Origin of the sequence: Pseudaquabacterium rugosum (assembly GCF_038066575.1) — a bacterium.
GTDB lineage: Bacteria > Pseudomonadota > Gammaproteobacteria > Burkholderiales > Burkholderiaceae_C > Pseudaquabacterium > Pseudaquabacterium rugosum.
The window spans coordinates 1-17,014 of sequence record NZ_JBBUTF010000012.1 but is presented as its reverse complement, the minus strand read 5'-3'; the positions used below and the strand labels follow the sequence as shown (position 1 = coordinate 17,014).

General features: G+C 72.0%; 12 protein-coding genes and 1 pseudogene. 10 read left to right on the top strand and 3 right to left on the bottom strand.

From position 1 onward, the window contains the following. Window positions 1-723: 723 nt before the first annotated feature. Window positions 724-1,656: pseudogene (locus AACH11_RS13510) on the top strand (IS5 family transposase); the annotation flags it as partial. A 395-nt stretch (window positions 1,657-2,051) separates the two neighbouring features. Here AACH11_RS13510 and AACH11_RS13505 read toward each other — a convergent pair. Continuing rightward, the gene (locus tag AACH11_RS13505; protein WP_341374767.1) at window positions 2,052-2,852 is read right to left on the bottom strand and encodes a PfkB family carbohydrate kinase; all 801 of its coding nucleotides are present in this window, start codon (window positions 2,850-2,852) and stop codon (window positions 2,052-2,054) included. Between AACH11_RS13505 and AACH11_RS13500 the strand changes: the two genes are divergently transcribed. From AACH11_RS13500 to AACH11_RS13475, 6 genes are all read left to right on the top strand, one after another. Next, a complete protein-coding gene (locus AACH11_RS13500; protein WP_341374766.1) occupies window positions 2,851-5,331 on the top strand; it encodes a hypothetical protein in 2,481 nt (826 codons plus the stop codon). The genes AACH11_RS13505 and AACH11_RS13500 overlap by 2 nt on opposite strands. A 119-nt stretch (window positions 5,332-5,450) precedes the next feature. Further along, a complete protein-coding gene (locus tag AACH11_RS13495; protein WP_341374765.1) occupies window positions 5,451-6,785 on the top strand; it encodes a hypothetical protein in 1,335 nt (444 codons plus the stop codon). A 461-nt stretch (window positions 6,786-7,246) separates the two neighbouring features. Next, the gene (locus AACH11_RS13490) at window positions 7,247-8,452 is read left to right on the top strand and encodes an ABC transporter substrate-binding protein (RefSeq protein ID WP_423228746.1); all 1,206 of its coding nucleotides are present in this window, start codon (window positions 7,247-7,249) and stop codon (window positions 8,450-8,452) included. Then, window positions 8,436-11,066 carry a sensor histidine kinase gene (locus tag AACH11_RS13485; RefSeq protein ID WP_341374763.1) on the top strand — a complete coding sequence of 877 codons (2,631 nt, stop codon included), beginning with the start codon at window positions 8,436-8,438 and terminating at the stop codon, window positions 11,064-11,066. The genes AACH11_RS13490 and AACH11_RS13485 overlap by 17 nt, the downstream gene beginning before the upstream one ends. Continuing rightward, window positions 11,051-11,488 carry a response regulator gene (locus AACH11_RS13480; RefSeq protein ID WP_341374762.1) on the top strand — a complete coding sequence of 146 codons (438 nt, stop codon included), beginning with the start codon at window positions 11,051-11,053 and terminating at the stop codon, window positions 11,486-11,488. The genes AACH11_RS13485 and AACH11_RS13480 overlap by 16 nt, the downstream gene beginning before the upstream one ends. A 36-nt stretch (window positions 11,489-11,524) precedes the next feature. Then, the gene (locus tag AACH11_RS13475; RefSeq protein ID WP_341374761.1) at window positions 11,525-13,804 is read left to right on the top strand and encodes a hybrid sensor histidine kinase/response regulator; all 2,280 of its coding nucleotides are present in this window, start codon (window positions 11,525-11,527) and stop codon (window positions 13,802-13,804) included. Between the two features lie 46 nt (window positions 13,805-13,850). Here AACH11_RS13475 and AACH11_RS13470 read toward each other — a convergent pair whose 3' ends face one another. Both AACH11_RS13470 and AACH11_RS13465 read right to left on the bottom strand, forming a co-directional pair. Continuing rightward, window positions 13,851-14,045, bottom strand: a complete 195-nt coding sequence (locus AACH11_RS13470) for a PEP-CTERM sorting domain-containing protein (RefSeq protein WP_341374760.1) — start codon at window positions 14,043-14,045, stop codon at window positions 13,851-13,853. A 196-nt stretch (window positions 14,046-14,241) separates the two neighbouring features. After that, window positions 14,242-14,397 (bottom strand): hypothetical protein, encoded by a 156-nt coding sequence (locus AACH11_RS13465; RefSeq protein ID WP_341374759.1) that lies wholly within the window; start codon window positions 14,395-14,397, stop codon window positions 14,242-14,244. A gap of 90 nt (window positions 14,398-14,487) precedes the next feature. Here AACH11_RS13465 and AACH11_RS13460 point away from each other — a divergent pair, with 90 nt between their 5' ends. The 3 genes from AACH11_RS13460 to AACH11_RS13450 all read left to right on the top strand — a co-directional run bounded on the left by AACH11_RS13460 (window position 14,488) and on the right by AACH11_RS13450 (window position 16,896). Continuing rightward, window positions 14,488-15,096: a DUF924 family protein gene (locus AACH11_RS13460; RefSeq protein WP_341374758.1), complete on the top strand. Its 609-nt coding sequence runs from the start codon at window positions 14,488-14,490 to the stop codon at window positions 15,094-15,096. A 91-nt stretch (window positions 15,097-15,187) separates the two neighbouring features. Continuing rightward, window positions 15,188-15,784 carry an IMPACT family protein gene (locus tag AACH11_RS13455; RefSeq protein ID WP_341374757.1) on the top strand — a complete coding sequence of 199 codons (597 nt, stop codon included), beginning with the start codon at window positions 15,188-15,190 and terminating at the stop codon, window positions 15,782-15,784. Further along, window positions 15,781-16,896, top strand: a complete 1,116-nt coding sequence (locus AACH11_RS13450; RefSeq protein WP_341374756.1) for a galactose-1-epimerase — start codon at window positions 15,781-15,783, stop codon at window positions 16,894-16,896. Before AACH11_RS13455 ends, AACH11_RS13450 begins: the two co-directional genes overlap by 4 nt. The last annotated feature ends 118 nt before the right edge of the window (window positions 16,897-17,014 follow it).

Sequence of the window (17,014 nt, the reverse complement as noted above, 5' to 3'; positions counted from 1 at the left end):
TACTCGACCAAGCCCAGACTTTTTGAGACTACCGCAACGCCACTGATTGAGCGTGTTTGACGGCCGACTCTTTGAAATCAACCTTGTACTGAGCGTCAACACGTTATTCACATTTCGTTCTTCCGGACTCTCTGCTGAGAGTCGCCTCGGAATACCTAAAGCGGTGCGCAGTTCATAAATAAAATAACGAAAATCAGTTCACAAAAATCTCAATTTAAATTGAATCTTTAAAAGGAATGAATCAATATCATGAAATAACTGAAAATATATAAATAAATCTTCTGGAAGTGGACCTTCAAATTTGAAATTTTTGCTTCAGTCCAACCGAAATATAAATTACGGAAGTATCATCTATTTCAATGGGGGAATTTTTTCAAATTCATGAAGAAAATTACCAACCTCTTATGAAGAAATAAAAAATTTAGCGTTAACTTTCTGTGATTTATGATGAATGTAAATTTACATGAATCTGGAGAATAAACCGTGTAATCCCGCGGCTCGGGAGATCAAAAAACAGGGGGTGGGTGGTGAAAAACAGGGAGATCTTTTTGGCAAAAAATCCTTATATATCAATGTCTTAAAGCAATCGTGCTAAACGAGGTAAAATTAGGTAATAAATTAAACGCTCTAAACGAGCTAAGTGCTTATCATTTTTATCATTAATAGAAAATCTGTTGGAGCCAGTTACACAAAGTCCGCACCATTTCTTCGCAGGCTGACGTCGTGGGCGAAGCAAAAAAGAGGCGGACGACGTACCGCACGACGAACTTAAAATCCTACAACGCGGCGCTAAAGGCGCGGGGTGCGTTGGCGATGTGGCTGGACAAGGACATGCAGTGGCTGGCCATGTTGTCGGACAAGCGAGGTCCCAACCAGACCATTTCGAACGCGGCGATCCAGTTCTGCCTGCGCATCAAGTGCATGTTCGGGCAGGCTTTGCGGCAGACGTTGGGGCTGGTGTAGAGCCTGCTGCGGCTGGCCGGACTGGACTGGCCCGTGCCCGACTACAGCACGGTGTGCCGACGGCAGAAGGCCCTGCACGCGCAGCTGCGCTACCGTCCCAGCGCCGAGCTCTTGCAGCTGCTGGCCGACAACACCGGGGTCAAGTTTTTCGGTGGAGGCGAGTGGAAGCGCAAGAAGCACGGTGCGGAGTACCGCCGCGATTGGCGCAAGGTGCATCTGGGCATCGACGCGCAGACGCTGGAGATCCGCGCGGTCGAGGTCACGAGCACTGCGACGGCGACGCGCCGATGCTGCCGAAACTACTGGCGCAGATTCCGCCGGACCAAGCCCTGGCCAGCGTCACGGCAGATGGTGCCGATGACACGCGGGCGTGCGGGGATGCGATCGCGCAGCGCGGCGCGGTGGCGGTGATTGCGCCGCGCAAGAACGCTCGCATGGCGTCGATCCAGTCCGGGATCCGAGTCCCGAAACGAGGCCGTCCGAGCATGCCAGCGCCTGGGGCATGGCATCTGGAAGACGTGGAGCGGCTACCACCGGCGCAGCCTGGTGGAGACCAAGAGGCACTGCCTGAAGCGGCTGGGCGAGCGGGTCACGGCCTGCACGTTCGAGCGCCAGGTGGTTGAGTTGCATGTGCGCGTGGCCGTGCTCAACCGCTTCAGTCAGTTCGGCCGGCCGCAGACCGTGTCCGTGGCCGCCGTGGCAGGATTCCGTCAGGGGCTGAGGTCATGGCGTCCGATCGCGGGTTTGTGCAGCAGAGCCGGGCCGCGCCGATCTGCGCAGTACTGCAGATCGCCCCATCGGCTTTGGTCGGTGTCACCGCGCTGTGCGGTTTCGGGCCGTACCGACGTGGTGATGAAGCTCTTCGGCCCCGACAAGCCCACCCGCTTGGTGGCCAAGGACGACGACTCGGGCCAGTCGATCAACGCCCGTATCGCCCACCGCCTGAGCTCGGGCCGCTACTGGGTGCAGATCCGACACCACCATCTCGGTGGCGGCACCGGTGACTGCAGCATCAAGGTCCGGATGACGTGGCCTTGATACCCAACGGATGTCCGGAAGAGACCGCCGTACCGACAGGGGACACGGGATCAGGCGTGGACATGGACGGCTCTGGAAATGTTGGCAGGGGTCTGGACCACGGCACGCACGTGATCGAGCGCATCGACAGGCGTCAGCGCACCGTAGTGGCCGATGACGATGCCGGCCAACTGCTGTCCGATATGGCAAGCCTGCGTCATCGGCAGGCCGACGAGTCGGCCTGCGAGGTAGCCGGCGTTGAACGAGTCGCCCGCACCCGTGGTGTCGATGACCCGATCGATCCGTGGTGTGGGGAGAATCTCGCGCCGACCGGACCATGAACAGGCCACCTCACCGGCCCCGTTCTTGACGACGATCTCCTGCACCCCCGCATGCTCGAGCCGGCTGAGGGTGGATTGCGGGTCCGCATCTCCCCACAGCGCAGCCTCGTCGTCGAAGCTGGGCAAGGCGATGTCGGTGACATCCAGGATCGCACGCATCGCCGTCCTCAGCTCGGTCAGGTCCGACCACAGACGAGTCCGTACGTTGGGGTCGAAGGACACCACCGTGCCCGCACGGCGAGCTTGGCGCAGAGCCTCCAGAAGATGACGACGACCGGTCGCACCGATGCTCGAGACATGAATAAGGCCGCAATCGCGCGTCGCGGTCAGCAGGCCAGAAATCCGGCCGATCGGGACGACCCGAAGGCCGCTCAGCTTGACTCCCCCCGATGTCCGGGGAGGGCCGCCCCCAGGAGATCGGCCAATTGGCCGAAGCGGCGCCCGACGTGTCTGGACACACTGCGGCAGGCCCCGGTGACAGCAGCTCTGCCGCCACCTGCGCGGGCCGACACGCACAGGGAGCACACACATGAACCGAGCACGAAGCCTGACGGCGCTGGCCGTCAGCCTGCTGCTGACCGCCTGCGGTGGCGGCAGCGGCGATGGCAGCAACGGCAGCGGCGGCAACGGCAGCGGTAGCGGCAACACGGGAGGCAAGGTGACGCTGACCGGCGTCGTGGCCAAGGGCCTGACCGACAACGCCGACGTCGCGGTCTATGCCGTCGATGCCACCACCGGTCAGCCGGCGGCGACGGCCCTGGCCACCGCCGCGCCCACGAGCAGCGGCCGCTACACGCTGGAATTCGCCTACAGCTCCGGTGCCGTCTACGTGGTGCGCGCCGCAGGCCGCAGCGACGCCACGACCACCCACCGCGACGAGGTCAGCGGCACCAACCAGAGCCTGCCGTCCGCCTTCCTGATGCGCGCGGCCCTGCGCCCGATCGGCAGCACCGACCTGGCGATGGAAGCCAGCATCACGCCCTACTCGGAGATGGCGGTGTCGGCCGCCACGCGGGCCAGCGGTGCGTTGACGGCCACCAACGTGGCCCAGGGCCGGGCCACCGTCAGCCAGCTGCTGGGCTTCGACCCGCAGACCACCCGTGCCACCACCGTGGCCACCGCCACCACCACCGACGAGCGCCGGCTGGCCGTCATGCTGACCGCCGTCTCCGAGCTGGCGGCCGAAGGCGCGCTCGGCTGCGGCACGGCCCCCGCGGGTGGTGAACGCACCACCTGCGTGGTGCAGGCGCTCAGCGCCGCCAGCAGCACCTCGACCATGGCGCTGACCAATGGCACGACCAATGTCGCGGCGGAACTCGACGCCGCGCTGCAGACCGTGCTGGCCGACCCGGCCCTGGTCGGCGACGTCAGCCCCGGCGAACTGGCCGTGGCCAACGAGAACCTGGGCTGCACCGGCGCGGCCTGCAACGTCACGACGGTGAACGTCGACAACGCCGTCGACAGCGCGATCACCTCGGCCAAGGCCCTGATCGCCAACCTGAAGACCGACCTGCTGTCCATGTTCAGCCAGGGCGGTGCCACGTCCACCGCCACCGGCGTGGTCAACCAGCAGGCCTACCAGTTCCGCACGGCCTCCGAAGGCGTGCACGTGCCGCTGCGCACGATGGTCACCGACAGCGGAGCGATGCTGATGGGCATCGACCTCTACAACGACTGGATGGCCGGACGCACGACGAACGCCAACCGCACCCGCGGCGACGGTGATCTGGTGGCCAATGACGGGGCCTGGGACTACTCGAGCATGGTGGTACCGGCCGGCTGCACGCTGTTTGCGGATACCGGCTTCACCACCGCGGTCACGGCGGGGCAGACGCCCGTGGGCATCGGCTGCGGCGCCCGCCATTACTTCACCCGCAGTACCGGTTTCACCAATGTGTGCACGCAGTGGCGCCACATGTTCCAGATGACGCCCAATGCCGACGGCAGCTTCAGCTGGCGCTCGAGGGCGCAGAAGCGCACCTACGCCGGCTGCGGCAGCACCTACACCACGGAGAACCCGCAAGGCAGCACCCTGTACTTCAACGGCACGCTGGCGCCGACCCTGAGCGCCACCTACGGCACGATCCGCGGCTTCAGCCTCAGCGGTGAGCTGCCCGCGGCCTGGGATGACGACACCCTGGTCGGCTACCGCCACACGCTGGCGATGAACGGCACCGTCACCGACGGCAGCGGCGGCACCAGCACCCATGCCCTCACCGGCACGCTGACGGCCTACGACAGCACCGGCACGGTCACGGCGACGGTCACGCTCAAGGACGGCAGCCAGATCGTCTTCGGCCCGGCCTACCAGAACGCCGCGGGCGAGGAGGTCGGCCCGGCCTACGCCGGCGCGGTGACCGCAGGCACACGTGCCCATGCGCTGGCGCTGGACCTGATGGCCACCGTCGGCACCGCGGAGATGGAAGGCACGCTGGCCCTCGGCGACGTGGTCTGGGATGCCAGCAACCGGGCCCTGCGGCCGACCACGGGCTCGCTCAGCCTCGCGTTGCGCACCATCGCCAGCGGCGGTGCGCGCACCGAGTTCATGAAGGGCACGCTCAGCGGCAGCATCAGCGGCTGGCGCAGCTTCAACGACAGCCTGACCGAGTCGACCGCCAACCACTACACCGTCACCACCACCTTCACCGGCAACATCACCGCCAGCGCCCGACCGACGCTGCGCATGATCGCCGCCGCCTCGGTGCAGGCCGACGGGCGCAACAACGGAGACGGCACGCTGCTGTCCTCGTCGCTGCAGTACGTGACGCTGTCCAACGGCAACGCGGTGCGCACGGTCAACTTCACGCCGACCTATGACGGGGCCACCCGCAAGGTGACGCAGACGCTGATCACCGAGACCGGCAGCGACCTGCGCATGACCTTGCTGCCCGGTGCCGACACGGCCGACCTGCTCAATGGCGCCGGCACCGTGATCGGCCGTTACAGCCGCGACGACAGCCGCATGTCCTTCACCAACGGGGACTTCGTGTCGCTGGACATCGGTCTGTGAGGCCGGCCACCGGCTCGCGGACGGCCCGCGGAATCCGCACGGGCATCGGGGCCGTCGGCCTGCTGCTGGCCCTCACCCGGGCGGCAGCGACAGCGGCAACACCCGCGGCCGCGGCCGTTGTGACGGCGCCGGCGGCCAGCACGGCGCCGGCAGCATGGGCCGCGCCCGTCGCGCCCCCCGCGGCCTGGTCGACGACGCTGCGCATCGACCACCATCTCGATGCGCTGGCGCTGAGCGACGCCGGGCAGGATGACCTGGGCCCCCGGCTGCGGCTGGATCGGCCGGGGCGCCAGCTCGGCCGCATCGACGATGAATGGCGGTTGACCCGGCATCTGGCCTCGGGCTGGCGCCTGGGTGTGGTGGCCCGCCAGCGCGCCACCCTGTCGGTCAGCCGGGCCGCGCTGGAGGCGGCCCGCAGCGCCGATGACGACCGGCCGGCCCTCCAGGACGAGCACTGGCCGGCCCGCCTGCGGCTGCAGGCCTGGTCCGGCCAGGGTCTGGTGATCGGCCGCAGCGTGGTCCTGGCCGACACCCCGACCGACACCTCGACCGCATCGCCCTCCCCCCCGCGCGACGCCGACGCCGACGCCGAACCCGCCGGCCGGACCCTCCTGACGCTGGAAGGCCAGTTCCTGCGCCTGGACCGCTGGCGCCAGCGGAGCGTCGACGGCCAGGTGCTGCACACCGCGGCCGCCGACGACTACAGCGGCCGTCTGGTGTCGACGGCGATGGACAGCCGCACCGCCGCGCCCTTCGGACCGGCGCCGGCCGATCACGGTCTGGCCCTGCTGAGCAGCGGACGCATCAGCCACCACCTCAGCAGCCCCCACGGTGAGACAGGTCCGGTGGCGGGCTCCCGCCTGTGGCTGTCCTGGCATGACGCGGGCTGGCTGCGCTGGCGCCGCCGCTCGATCGAACAGGCCACGCTGGACACCGAGGCCACCTGGCGTGACGCCGACGGCTACCTGGTCTACAGCCCGTTGATCGTCGGCCAGTGGCAGCGTGACGACAGCCCCGTCTGGCAGACACCGGACTGGAGCCTGGGCGCCGAGTGGCTGGACCCGGGCCGGGCGGGCGCCCCGGGGGAGCGGCCCCGCGCCGGCACGGGCGTCTGGGGCTGGTCGGCGCGCCGCCACGCCCACCACGGCTGGCGCCACACGCTGGGCTGGCAGCGCCGGCAGGGCTCCGCGGCCTGGGCAGGCTGGGCCGACGCACCCGACGGGCCCTCCGGGATGGCCGGCACGGATTGGGCCGTGCAGGGCGTGGCCTGGACCCCGCAGGAACGCCGGCTGAGCCTCTGGTTCGGACACGCGGACGCCTGGCTCGAGATCGGCGGCGACCGGCTGGACCGCACGGCCCGCTCGATGCGGCTGGCCTTCGGTTGGCGCTGGGCGGACGGCACGTCCACCGCCACCGACCCGCGGCGCCCAGCGGCGGAGCGACAGCGCCCCTGAGCAGGCCGTCCGGGTGCGCCCGATGCATGGGCCGGCGCGGCACGGCGCGGCGGCCAGCAGCACAGCGGCCGTCCCCGGGCTTGCCCGCTGGCCGGCGCCGCGCCGGATGAGGCATGCTCAGCTCCAGCAGTACCCGGCTCTCGAGCCCCAGTCCGGCGCCGTCCGCGCGCCGGCCGGTGCCGGTCGTCGCGCCTTGATCCGCGCGGTCCGGCACGCCGTCGTGCCCTTCGTCCGTGCCGTTGCCGTTCCGCCTGCGTCCTGCTGCCGTCCGCGCCCGCCCTGGCGCCCGCCCCTGCGCCCCCTCCGGCGGCCGGCGCCCGATCCTCCTGTCACTGTCGCTGACCCTGCTGGCCGTCCTGCTGGCCGGGTCCGCACCGGTCGTCGCCCAGGAGCGTCCGAGGCCGACGGACCGCGCCCGCCCACCGGTCGACGTGGTGGTGGCCACGGTCAACAACGCCCACATGATCGAGCTGCAGCGCCAGTCCGCGCAGTTCGAGCAGGCCAACCCCGACATCCGCCTGCGCTGGCTGACGCTGGAGGAAAGCACGCTGCGCCAGCGGGTGGCCAGCGCCGTGCTGCGCGGCGGTGCGCAGTACGACGTGGTCACGATCGGTCTGTACGAGACCCAGGTCTGGGGCCGTCAGGGCTGGCTGCAGGCGCTCAAGCCGCCGCCGGCCTGGGACGAGGCCGACCTGCTGCCCGCCATCCGCCAGGGCCTGAGCATCGACGGCCGGCTGCACGCGCTGCCGTTCTACGGCGAGAGCTCGATGCTGATGTACCGCAAGGACCTGGCCGAGCGCCACAACGTGCGCCTGCCCGAGCGGCCGACCTGGCGCCAGGTGGCCGACGCCGCCTCCCGCATGCACGATCCGTCCGAGGGCGTGCATGGCATCTGCCTGCGTGGCAAGCCCGGCTGGGGCGACAACATGGCGCTGATCCTGACGATGGTCAATGCCCACGGCGGCCAGTGGTTCGACATGGGCTGGCGGCCGCAGGTCGACAGCCCGCCGTGGCAGGCGGCCGTCGGCCTGTACGTCGACCTGATGCGCCGCTACGGCCCGCCCGGCGCCGAGGCCGACAGCTACAACGAGCTGCTGGCGCGCTTTCGCCAGGGCCAGTGCGCGATCTGGGTCGACGCCACCATCGCCGCGTCCTTCCTCGAGGATCCGGCCGGCAGCCAGGTCGCCGGCCGCGTCGGCTACACGCTGGCGCCGCAGGCCGTCACCGCCAAGGGCGCGGGCTGGCTCTGGGCCTGGACGCTGGCCGTGCCGGTGGGCAGCCGCCAGCCCGAGGCCGCCCGCCGCTTCGTCGCCTGGGCCAGCTCGCGCGCGTATGTGGCCCAGGTCGCCCGCACGCGCGGCTGGGCCGCCGTGCCCACCGGCACCCGGCGCTCGACCTACCGCGAGAGCGGCTTCCAGCGCGCAGCCGCCGCCTTCTACGCGGCCGAGCTGCGCGCGCTCGACGCGATCAACCCCGACGACGCCACCGTGCCCCGCAGCCCCTACCAGGGCGTGCAGTACGCGGCGATCCCGGAGTTCCAGACCATCGGCATCGCCGTCGGCCAGCAGATCGCCGCGGCGCTGGCCGGGCGCCAGACCGTGGCCCAGGCGCTGCAGGCCGCCCAGCGCCTGGCCGAGCAGGAGATGCGCCGTGCGGGCTACTACTGAGCCGCAACAGATCGCGGGACGGCCACCGCGCACCCGCGCGCTGCTGGCCCGCCTGCCGCGCTGGCTGGACCCGCGCCGCAGCCTGCTGGCGCGCTTTGCCTGGCTGATCGGCGGCAGCGGGCTGGCGCTGGCCCTGCTGACCGCCACCGTCGTCCACACCACCCAGCGCGGCCAGCTGCTGCGCTCGGAAGGCGAGGCCATGCAGCGCGAGGCCCGGATGATGGTGCGCACGCTGCATGCCGGGCTCGGCCAGCAGCTGCGCACGCTGCAGGACATCGCCGCACAGCCCGCCTTCGTCAGCGGCCTGGTCGATCCCGGTGAGGTGCGGCTGCTGCTGGAGGCCCAGCGCAGCCAGCAGCCGGCCTGGGCCTGGCTGGCCCTGCTCAGCCCCGAGGGCGAGGTGCGGGTGGCCACCAACGCGCTGCTGCAGGGCGCCGATCTGAGCCAGGAGCGCTGGTTCGCCGAGGCCCGCCAGCGGCCCTGGGTCGGCCCGCGCCGGCCGGCCGGCGCGCTGACCGCCCACCTCGGCCTGCAGGACGGGCAGCCGGTGCAGTTGCTGGACCTGGGGCTGCCGGTCCACGACCTGCAGGGCCGGCTGACCGGCGTGCTAGCCGCCCGCCTGCGCTGGGACTGGTTGCACGAGCAGCACGCGGCCATGCTGCCGCCGGCCGTGTTGCGGCCCGGCACCGAACACATCGTGCTCGACCGTGACGACCGGGTGCTGCTGGGCCCGGCGGCCTGGCTGGACCGCCCGCTGGCCCTGTCGGCGCTGCGCGAGCTGCGCGGCGGCGTGGCGGCATCGGTCCACCGCTGGCCAGCCGTCGCGGCGGGGTCAGGGGCCGAGACCGGCCCATCGCCCGGCACGCCATCGCCTGCCGGGCCGCGGCCCGCGCTGCGCGATGCCGATGCGAACGCCACCGGTGACGCGCAGGGCCCCGATGGCCCGCCGCAGGAGTGGCTGACCGCCTGGGCGCCCCCACCGGTGGCCGATCAGGGCGACCGCGACGAGCGCCCGCCGGCCGACATCGGCATCGGCGTGCTGGTGCGCCAGCCGGCCGCGCTCGCCTTCGCCGCGGCCGACGCGCTGCGCATGAGGCTGCTGTGGGTCGGCCTCGGCGGTACGGTGGCCTTCCTGCTGATCAGCGTCTGGCTGGCACGGCGCATCGCCCGACCGGTGACCGCGCTGTCGCGCGCCGCCTGGCGGGTGGCGCGGGCCGAGGCGCCCGATCTGCCGGCGCTGACGCCGGGGCGCGACGACGAGGTGGCCGGCCTGGGCCGCGCGCTGCACGGCCTGCATGCCGAGCTCAACCAGCGCCTGCACACCGAGCGTGCGGCCGCCGACCTGCTGCGTGAGCAGCGCGGCCAGCTCGCCCGCACCAGCGCGCTGGCGCGGCTGGGCGGCTGGCGTCTGCTGTTGCCCGAAGGGGCCCTGCACTGCAGTCCCGAGCTGCAATGGCTGCTCAGCGGCCAGCTGACGGCCCGGCCCGATCCCCGCCAGGCACTCGACCTGCTGGTGCCGGCGGCCCGGCGGCAGCTGCGACAGGCGCTGCGCGCCGTGCGCCGTCAGGGCCTGCCCTGCGATCTGGAGCTGCGCCTGCGGCAACCGGCGGGCGGCTGCCGCTGGCTGCGGGTGTCGGCGCGCGCCGTGCGGGCCGGGGACGGCCGCATCGAGCGCATCGACGGCATGGTGCAGGACATCAGCGACCTGCGCGATGCCCAGGACGCCCTGCACGAGCTCAACCAGCGGCTGGAGCAGCGCGTGGCCGAACGCACCGCCGAGCTGCAGGCCGCCAATGCCGAGCTCGACGCCTTCGCCTACGCCGTCTCGCACGACCTGCGCGCGCCGCTGCGCGCGATGAGCGGCTTCGCCATCGCGCTCGAGGAAGACCATGGCCCCGTGCTGCCCGCGGATGCCCGGCTCTATCTGGCACAGATCGTCGAAGGCAGCCGCCGCATGGGCGAGCTGATCGAGGGCCTGCTGGCGCTGTCGCGCAGCGTGCGCGGGGTGATGCGCGACGAGCCGGTGGACCTCAGCCGTCTGGCCGGCCGCGCCCTCGACGAGCTGCGCAAGGCCGAGCCCGGGCGCGTGGTCGAGACCTGGATCGAACCCGGGCTGCAGGCCCGCGGCGATCCCCGCATGCTGGCCGCGGTGCTCGACAACCTGGTCGGCAATGCCTGGAAGTACACCCGCGATGCCGCGACCGCCTGCATCCGGGTCCAGGCCCGCACGCTCGACGGCGAGCGCTGGCTGGAGGTCCGTGACAACGGCGCGGGCTTCGACATGGCCCATGCCGGGCGCCTGTTCAAGGCCTTCGCCCGGCTGCACCGGCAGGACGAGTTTCCCGGGCTGGGCATCGGCCTGGCCACCGTGCAGCGCATCGTGCAGCGCCACGGCGGACGCCTGCTGGCCGAGGGCCGGCCCGGTCAGGGCGCCGCCTTCCGGCTGACCCTGCCCGGACTGCAGGCCGGCCCGGATCCGGCAACGTCCGCCGGGTCCGCCGGGTCCACCCCCTCGGGCCGGCCGGCCGGTGACGCCGTGCCGCCCGCCGCCCCCCGCCCCACCGCCACCGGCCCCGCAGCCGAGGAATCGAGCGAAGCATGTCAGAGCGCGTGATCCTGATGGTCGAAGACAACCCGCAGGACGAGATGCTGGCCCTGCGCGCGCTGCGCAAGGCCCATGTGGCCAACCGCATCGACGTCGTGCGCGACGGCCAGCAGGCCCTCGACTACCTGTTCCGCGACGGCGACTACGCGCAGCGCGAGGGCCCCGAGCTGCCCACCGTCGTGCTGCTGGACATCAGCCTGCCGCGGCTGACCGGCCTGGAGGTGCTCGAACGCCTGCGCGCGGACGAGCGCACCCGCTGGCTGCCGGTCGTCATCCTGACCTCGTCCGACGAGGACACCGACCGCCTGTCCAGCTACCGCCACGGCGCCAACAGCTTCGTGCGCAAGCCGCTCGCCTTCGGCGAGTTCGCCGAGACCGTGGCCCGGCTCGGCGTCTACTGGGTGGCCACCAACCAGCCCTTGCAGGGCTGACGCCGGCCCGCCTCGATCCTTCCGTCCGCCGCCGCCATGATCCGCAGTACCGACCCCAGCGCCGCCGACCCCGCCCCGTCTCCGTCCCCGACACAGACCACGCCCCCGCCCGCCGCACAGGCCGCCCGCGTGCTGCTCATCGAGGATCTGGACTCCGACTACCAGCTGCTGGTGCGCCACCTGCGGCGCCACGGCCTGGGCGCGCACTGCCGCCAGGCCTGCCGGCCGGAGGAGATCGCCGCCGCGCTGGCCGAGCCCTGGGACCTGGTGCTCACCGACCACGCGCTGCCGGGCCTGGACGTGGACGAACTGCTGGCCCACGTGCGCCGGGCGCTGCCCGAGGTGCCGCTGATCCTGGTCTCGGGCACCATCGGCGAGGAACGGGCGGTCGACCTGCTGCACCGCGGCGTGTCGGACTTCGTCTTCAAGGACCGCCTGGGCCGGCTGGTGCCGGCCATCGAGCGCTGCCTGCGGGAGCGGGACCGCCACCGCGCCGCCGCCGCCGATGCCCGCGCGCTGGCCGACAGCGAGGCCTACAACCGCACGCTGGTCGGCTCGCTGGCCGACGGCCTGTTCGTCGCCCAGGATGGCCGCTTCGTGCACGTCAACCCGGCGCTGCCCGCGCTGCTGGGCCGGCCGGCCGAGGGCTTTCTGGCGCTGGACTTCGCCGAAGTGGTCGAACCCGGCTCGCGCACGGCCTGGGAGGCCTGCGTGGGGGGCGGCGCGCGGGCCGTCCCCCACGTGCCCGCAGCGGGTGCCGCACGGCCGGCCTTGCCCGATCCCGATCCCGAGCCCGATCCGGTGCCCGCGCCGGCCGCGGCCTGCGCCGAGATCGCGCTGCGCCATGCCGACGGCAGCCGCATCTGGGTCGATCTGCGGGCCACGCACTTCCCGCACCATGGCCGCGACGCGGTGCTGGGCCTGGTGCGCGACACCACCGCCGCGCGCGCCATGCTGGCCGAGCTGCAGCGCCACCGCGACCATCTGGAGACGCTGGTGGCCGAGCGCACCGCCCGTGCCGAGGCCGCCAGCCGGGCCAAGAGCGCCTTCCTGGCCAACATCAGCCACGAGATCCGCACGCCGCTGAACGCGATCACCGGCATGGTCCATCTGCTGGGGGCCGAGCTGCAGGCGCCCGCGCAGCGGGCCCGGCTGGCCACCGTCGACAGCGCCGCACGCCACCTGCTGGCGCTGATCGACGACGTGCTCGACATCTCGAAGATCGAGTCCGGCAAGCTCGAACTCGAACAGATCGACTTCGCGCTCGACGAGGTGATCGAGCGCGCCTGCGCGCTGGTCGAGCAGCGGGCCCGCGACAAGGCGCTGCTGTTCGAGGTCGACAACCGGGCGCCCGGCCTGCAGCTGCGCGGCGACCCGACCCGGCTGGCCCAGCTGCTGCTGAACCTGCTGATCAACGCGGTGAAGTTCACCGAACGCGGCCATGTGCGGCTGCACATCGAGCAGCAGGGCACCGCCGCCGGGACCGGCCACGTCATCCTGCGGCTGAGCGTGGCCGACAGCGGCATCGGCATCGATCCGCAACGGCTCGACAGCCTGTTCGACACCTTCGCCCAGGCCGACAGCTCGACGACCCGCCGTTACGGCGGCAGCGGGCTGGGGCTGGCGATCTGCCGCCACCTGGTCGAGCGCATGGACGGCCGCATCGACGTCCACAGCCAGCCCGGCCAGGGCAGCCGCTTCGACTGCACGCTGCGCCTGGCGCCGGCCTGCGCCCCCGCCGCGCCGGCACCACGCCACACCCCCTGGCCCGACACCCCGCCGTTGGGCACCCGCGCACCGGGCCCGGCGGCTCCCGCCTGGCCGGACAGCGCGCTGGGCGGGTTCGACGCGCCGCCATCGGCCTGGAGCGACCTGAGCGCGGACACGCCGCGCCTGCTGCCCCCCGGCGACGATGTCGACTGGCTGCGCCGGCACGGCCGCGGCAAGCGTGTGCTGCTGGCCGAGGACAACCCGATCAACCAGACGGTGGCCTGCGAACTGCTGCGCCGGGCCGGGCTGGAGGTGGCCGTGGCCGACGACGGCGTGCAGGCGCTGCGCCAGGCCAGCCAGCCGGGCTGGGACCTGATCCTGATGGACGTGCAGATGCCGCATCTGGACGGCCTGCAGGTGGTGCGCGCGCTGCGCCGGCTGCCTGGCGGCGCGGCGGTCCCGGTCATCGCGATGACGGCCAACGCCTTCGCCGAGGACCGCGAGGCCTGCCTGGCCGCCGGCATGAACGACCACCTGAGCAAGCCGGTGGCACCGCAGCGCCTGTACGCGCTGCTGCGGCGCTGGCTGCAGACCGGCGGCGGCTGAGCGCCGCGCGGCGGCAGCGGCCGGGGCCAGGGCCGGGGCCGGGACCTCAGGCCGAGGCCACCGGCCGGCCGCGTCGGCGCACGCCCAGGCCGACCAGCACCGCTCCGCCGGCCGCCAGCCAGGCCGCTGACGGCTCCGGCACGGCGCTGGCCACCCCGGCCTGCCAGCCCAGCGTGCCCAGCGCCACGCTCCAGCGACTGGCGCGGATCAGCCCCGCCGAGCAGCACGGAGAAGCCGGCACGGTTGGCGCTGTCATGGGTCTCGTCGAACACCTGCAGCGTGAAGCTCAGCGTGTAGCCGGCGGCCGCGTCCAGCGGGGCCGTACCGCCGAGCAGCCGCACCGCACCGGCCTGCACGACCCCGCTGCCGGTGGTGTCCAGCAGCCAGGCCCCGGCGGTGAGCGCCTGTTGCGCGGCGGTGCCGGAGCCGGCGATGGCTCAGCCCTGGGCCGCGGGCGAGCCGAGCGCCGGATCGAACAGATCGAGCGCCTGCGCCGCAGGCGACAGCAGCGCGCCGAGCGCGAGCACGCCCGCGGGCAGACGGTGGCGCGCCGGGCCCCGCAGGATGGCCGGCAGGCTGAGGAGCAGGAACATCGGCATGCTCCGCAATGTACGCAGGCGCACCGCGCGGTGTACGCTGGCGCCACACCCTGCCCCTCGACGATTGCACAGCCGAGCCCCCCGATGCACGACGACGTCCGCGAGATCCTCGATTTCTGGTTCGGCCCGCCCGACGACCCGCTGCACCGCCAGCCGCGGCCCTCGTGGTTCCAGAAGGTACCGGCCTTCGATGCGCAGATCCGTGAGCGCTTCGGCACACGGGTCGAGGCCGCGCTGGCCGGCGGCCTCGACCACTGGCTGGCGACGCCGCCCGGCGTGCTGCCGGCACCGCCCGTGCAGCCGGCCCAGGCGCTGATCCTGCTGCTCGACCAGTTCACCCGCAACATCTTCCGCGACACCGCGCGCGCCTTCGCCGGCGATGAACGCGCCCGCACGCTGGCCCAGGCCCTGGTCGACAGCGGCGCCGACCGGCACCTGAGCGGCGTGCAGCGCCAGTTCGTCTACCTGCCCTTCGTCCATGCCGAGGATCTGGCGCTGCAGCGCGAGGGCCTGCGCCTGTTCACCGCCATGGGCATCGACGATCCGGTCGTCGCCGGCGCGGCCCCCTGGGCGCAGCGCCACCTGGAGATCATCGAGCGCTTCGGCCGCTTCCCGCACCGCAATGCGGCGCTCGGCCGGCCCGACACGCCCGAGGAGGCGCAGTTCCTCACCCAGCCCGGCTCGGGGTTCTGAGCGCCCCCCGCCCCCAGGGCCGGGCTGCGCCGGACGCGGCGCGGGCCCGCGCGACGCCTGCGACCCGACGCCGGCCGGCGACAATCCGGCCATGCCCCATGCCCTGGCCGCCCCCGTCCACAGCGATCTGACGATCAAGAAGAGCCGCTTCATCGGCTGCGTGCGCAGCGTGGCCGACCGCGCCGAGGCGCAGGCCGTCGTCGCCGCGCTGTGGGCCGAGCACCCGGGCGCCACCCATGTCTGCTGGGCCCTGATGGCCGGCGGCCAGAGCGCGGCGGTCGACGACGGCGAGCCCGCCGGCACCGCCGGGCGGCCGATGCTGGAGGTGCTGCGCCACCAGGACCTGGAAGGCGTGCTGGCCACCGTCGTGCGCTACTACGGCGGCACACCGCTGGGCGCCGGCGGCCTGGTGCGGGCCTACACCGAAGCCGTGGCCAGCGCGCTGAAGACGGCCGTGCGCATCCCGCGCCAGGTGCGACAGGCGCTGGCCTGCCAGGTGCCCTACCCGCTCGAAGGCTGGCTGCGGCGCGAGCTGGCCCGCCACGGGGCGCAGCTCGATGCGGTCGACCACGGCAGCCTGGTCACCGCCCGCTTCAGCCTGCCGCAGGACGGTGCGGCCGCGCTGCGCCAGGCGCTCGACGACGGTGGGCAGGGGCGGCTGGGATGGCTCGAAAACCACGACGAATGAACACCCTGCCCGCCACCCTCGACCTGAGGGCCCCCGACGACACGCTGCGCCTGACCGTGCTGGACATCGGCGCCACCTGGTACCGGCTGCAACTGCGCCTGCCGGGCCTGGCCGCCCCGCGCGAGGTGCTGCTGCGCGGCCCCGATCCGGCCGCCCATGTGCGCAACACCGCCTATCTGGGCGCGACGGTCGGCCGCTGGGCCAACCGCATCGCCCACGGCCGCATCACCGATCCACAGGACCCATCGCGGCAGTGGACGCTGGCGCGCGCGCCCGGCCACGTCCACCAGCTGCATGGCGGTCCGGGAGGCGCCAGCCAGCGGCGCTGGCGCATCGTGCAGGCCGATGCCCATGGCGCGACGCTGGCGCTCGACAGCGCCGATGGCGACCAGGGCTTTCCGGGTGCGCTGCAGATGGGCTGCACGCTGCGGCTGGAAGCGGGCGGCCGCATCGTGCAGACGCTGTCGGCCACCCTGGACGCGGACGCCCCGGCGCCGAGCCCGGTCTGCCTGACCCACCACGGCTACTTCAACCTCGACGGCGTGCCGGCCGAGGGGCCGCCCACGGACGTGCGCGACCATCGCCTGCGCGTGGCCGCCGCGCAGTGGCTGCCGGTCGACGACACGCTGATCCCGCTGGGCGCGCTGGCCCCGGTCGACGGCAGCGGCTTCGACCTGCGTGCCGCGCGGCTCCTGCGCGAGGCCCGTGCCGGCGGCGATCTGGACCATGCCTTCCTGGTCGCCCCTGCGGCCGGGAGCCCCATCGACACGGCCGGTCCCCACTCCACCGCTGCCGCCCCCGTCACCACGAACGCCACCGCCAACACGGTCACAGCGCCCACCGTGGCCGAGCTGGGGTCGGCCGATGGCCGCCTGCGTCTGACGCTGGGCTCGACCCAGCCGGCCTTGCAGGTCTACACCGGCCGCTGGCTGGACCAGGAGCACGGTGCCGACGGCCGGCCGCTGCCCGCCCATGCCGGCATCGCGCTGGAGCCGCAGTGGCTGCCCGACAGCCCCAACCACCCGGAGTGGCCGCAGCCCGACTGCTGGCTGGCGCCGGGCGCGACCTGGACCCACACCCTGGTCTGGGACTTCGCCTGCCCGGCAGACTGAGAGGGTGTCCCCTAAATGATTTTTTTGGCCAATCGTGTTGCGAGGATACGCGCCTCGGTCAGCCAGACCCAGGCAAGAGGGGCCCAGGTGGAGCGATCATGGTGAGCCATGAGTCTTC

What these genes read in the sequence shown, in the direction of transcription:
- AACH11_RS13500 (WP_341374766.1), top strand. Translation starts at nt 2,851, where the DNA reads ATGAACCGAGCACGAAGCCTGACGGCGCTGGCCGTCAGCCTGCTGCTG.
- AACH11_RS13505 (WP_341374767.1), bottom strand. Translation starts at nt 2,852, where the DNA reads ATGTGTGTGCTCCCTGTGCGTGTCGGCCCGCGCAGGTGGCGGCAGAGC.
- AACH11_RS13480 (WP_341374762.1), top strand. Translation starts at nt 11,051, where the DNA reads ATGTCAGAGCGCGTGATCCTGATGGTCGAAGACAACCCGCAGGACGAG.
- AACH11_RS13450 (WP_341374756.1), top strand. Translation starts at nt 15,781, where the DNA reads ATGAACACCCTGCCCGCCACCCTCGACCTGAGGGCCCCCGACGACACG.
- AACH11_RS13475 (WP_341374761.1), top strand. Translation starts at nt 11,525, where the DNA reads ATGATCCGCAGTACCGACCCCAGCGCCGCCGACCCCGCCCCGTCTCCG.
- AACH11_RS13460 (WP_341374758.1), top strand. Translation starts at nt 14,488, where the DNA reads ATGCACGACGACGTCCGCGAGATCCTCGATTTCTGGTTCGGCCCGCCC.
- AACH11_RS13465 (WP_341374759.1), bottom strand. Translation starts at nt 14,397, where the DNA reads ATGTTCCTGCTCCTCAGCCTGCCGGCCATCCTGCGGGGCCCGGCGCGC.
- AACH11_RS13455 (WP_341374757.1), top strand. Translation starts at nt 15,188, where the DNA reads ATGCCCCATGCCCTGGCCGCCCCCGTCCACAGCGATCTGACGATCAAG.
- AACH11_RS13490 (WP_423228746.1), top strand. Translation starts at nt 7,247, where the DNA reads ATGATCGAGCTGCAGCGCCAGTCCGCGCAGTTCGAGCAGGCCAACCCC.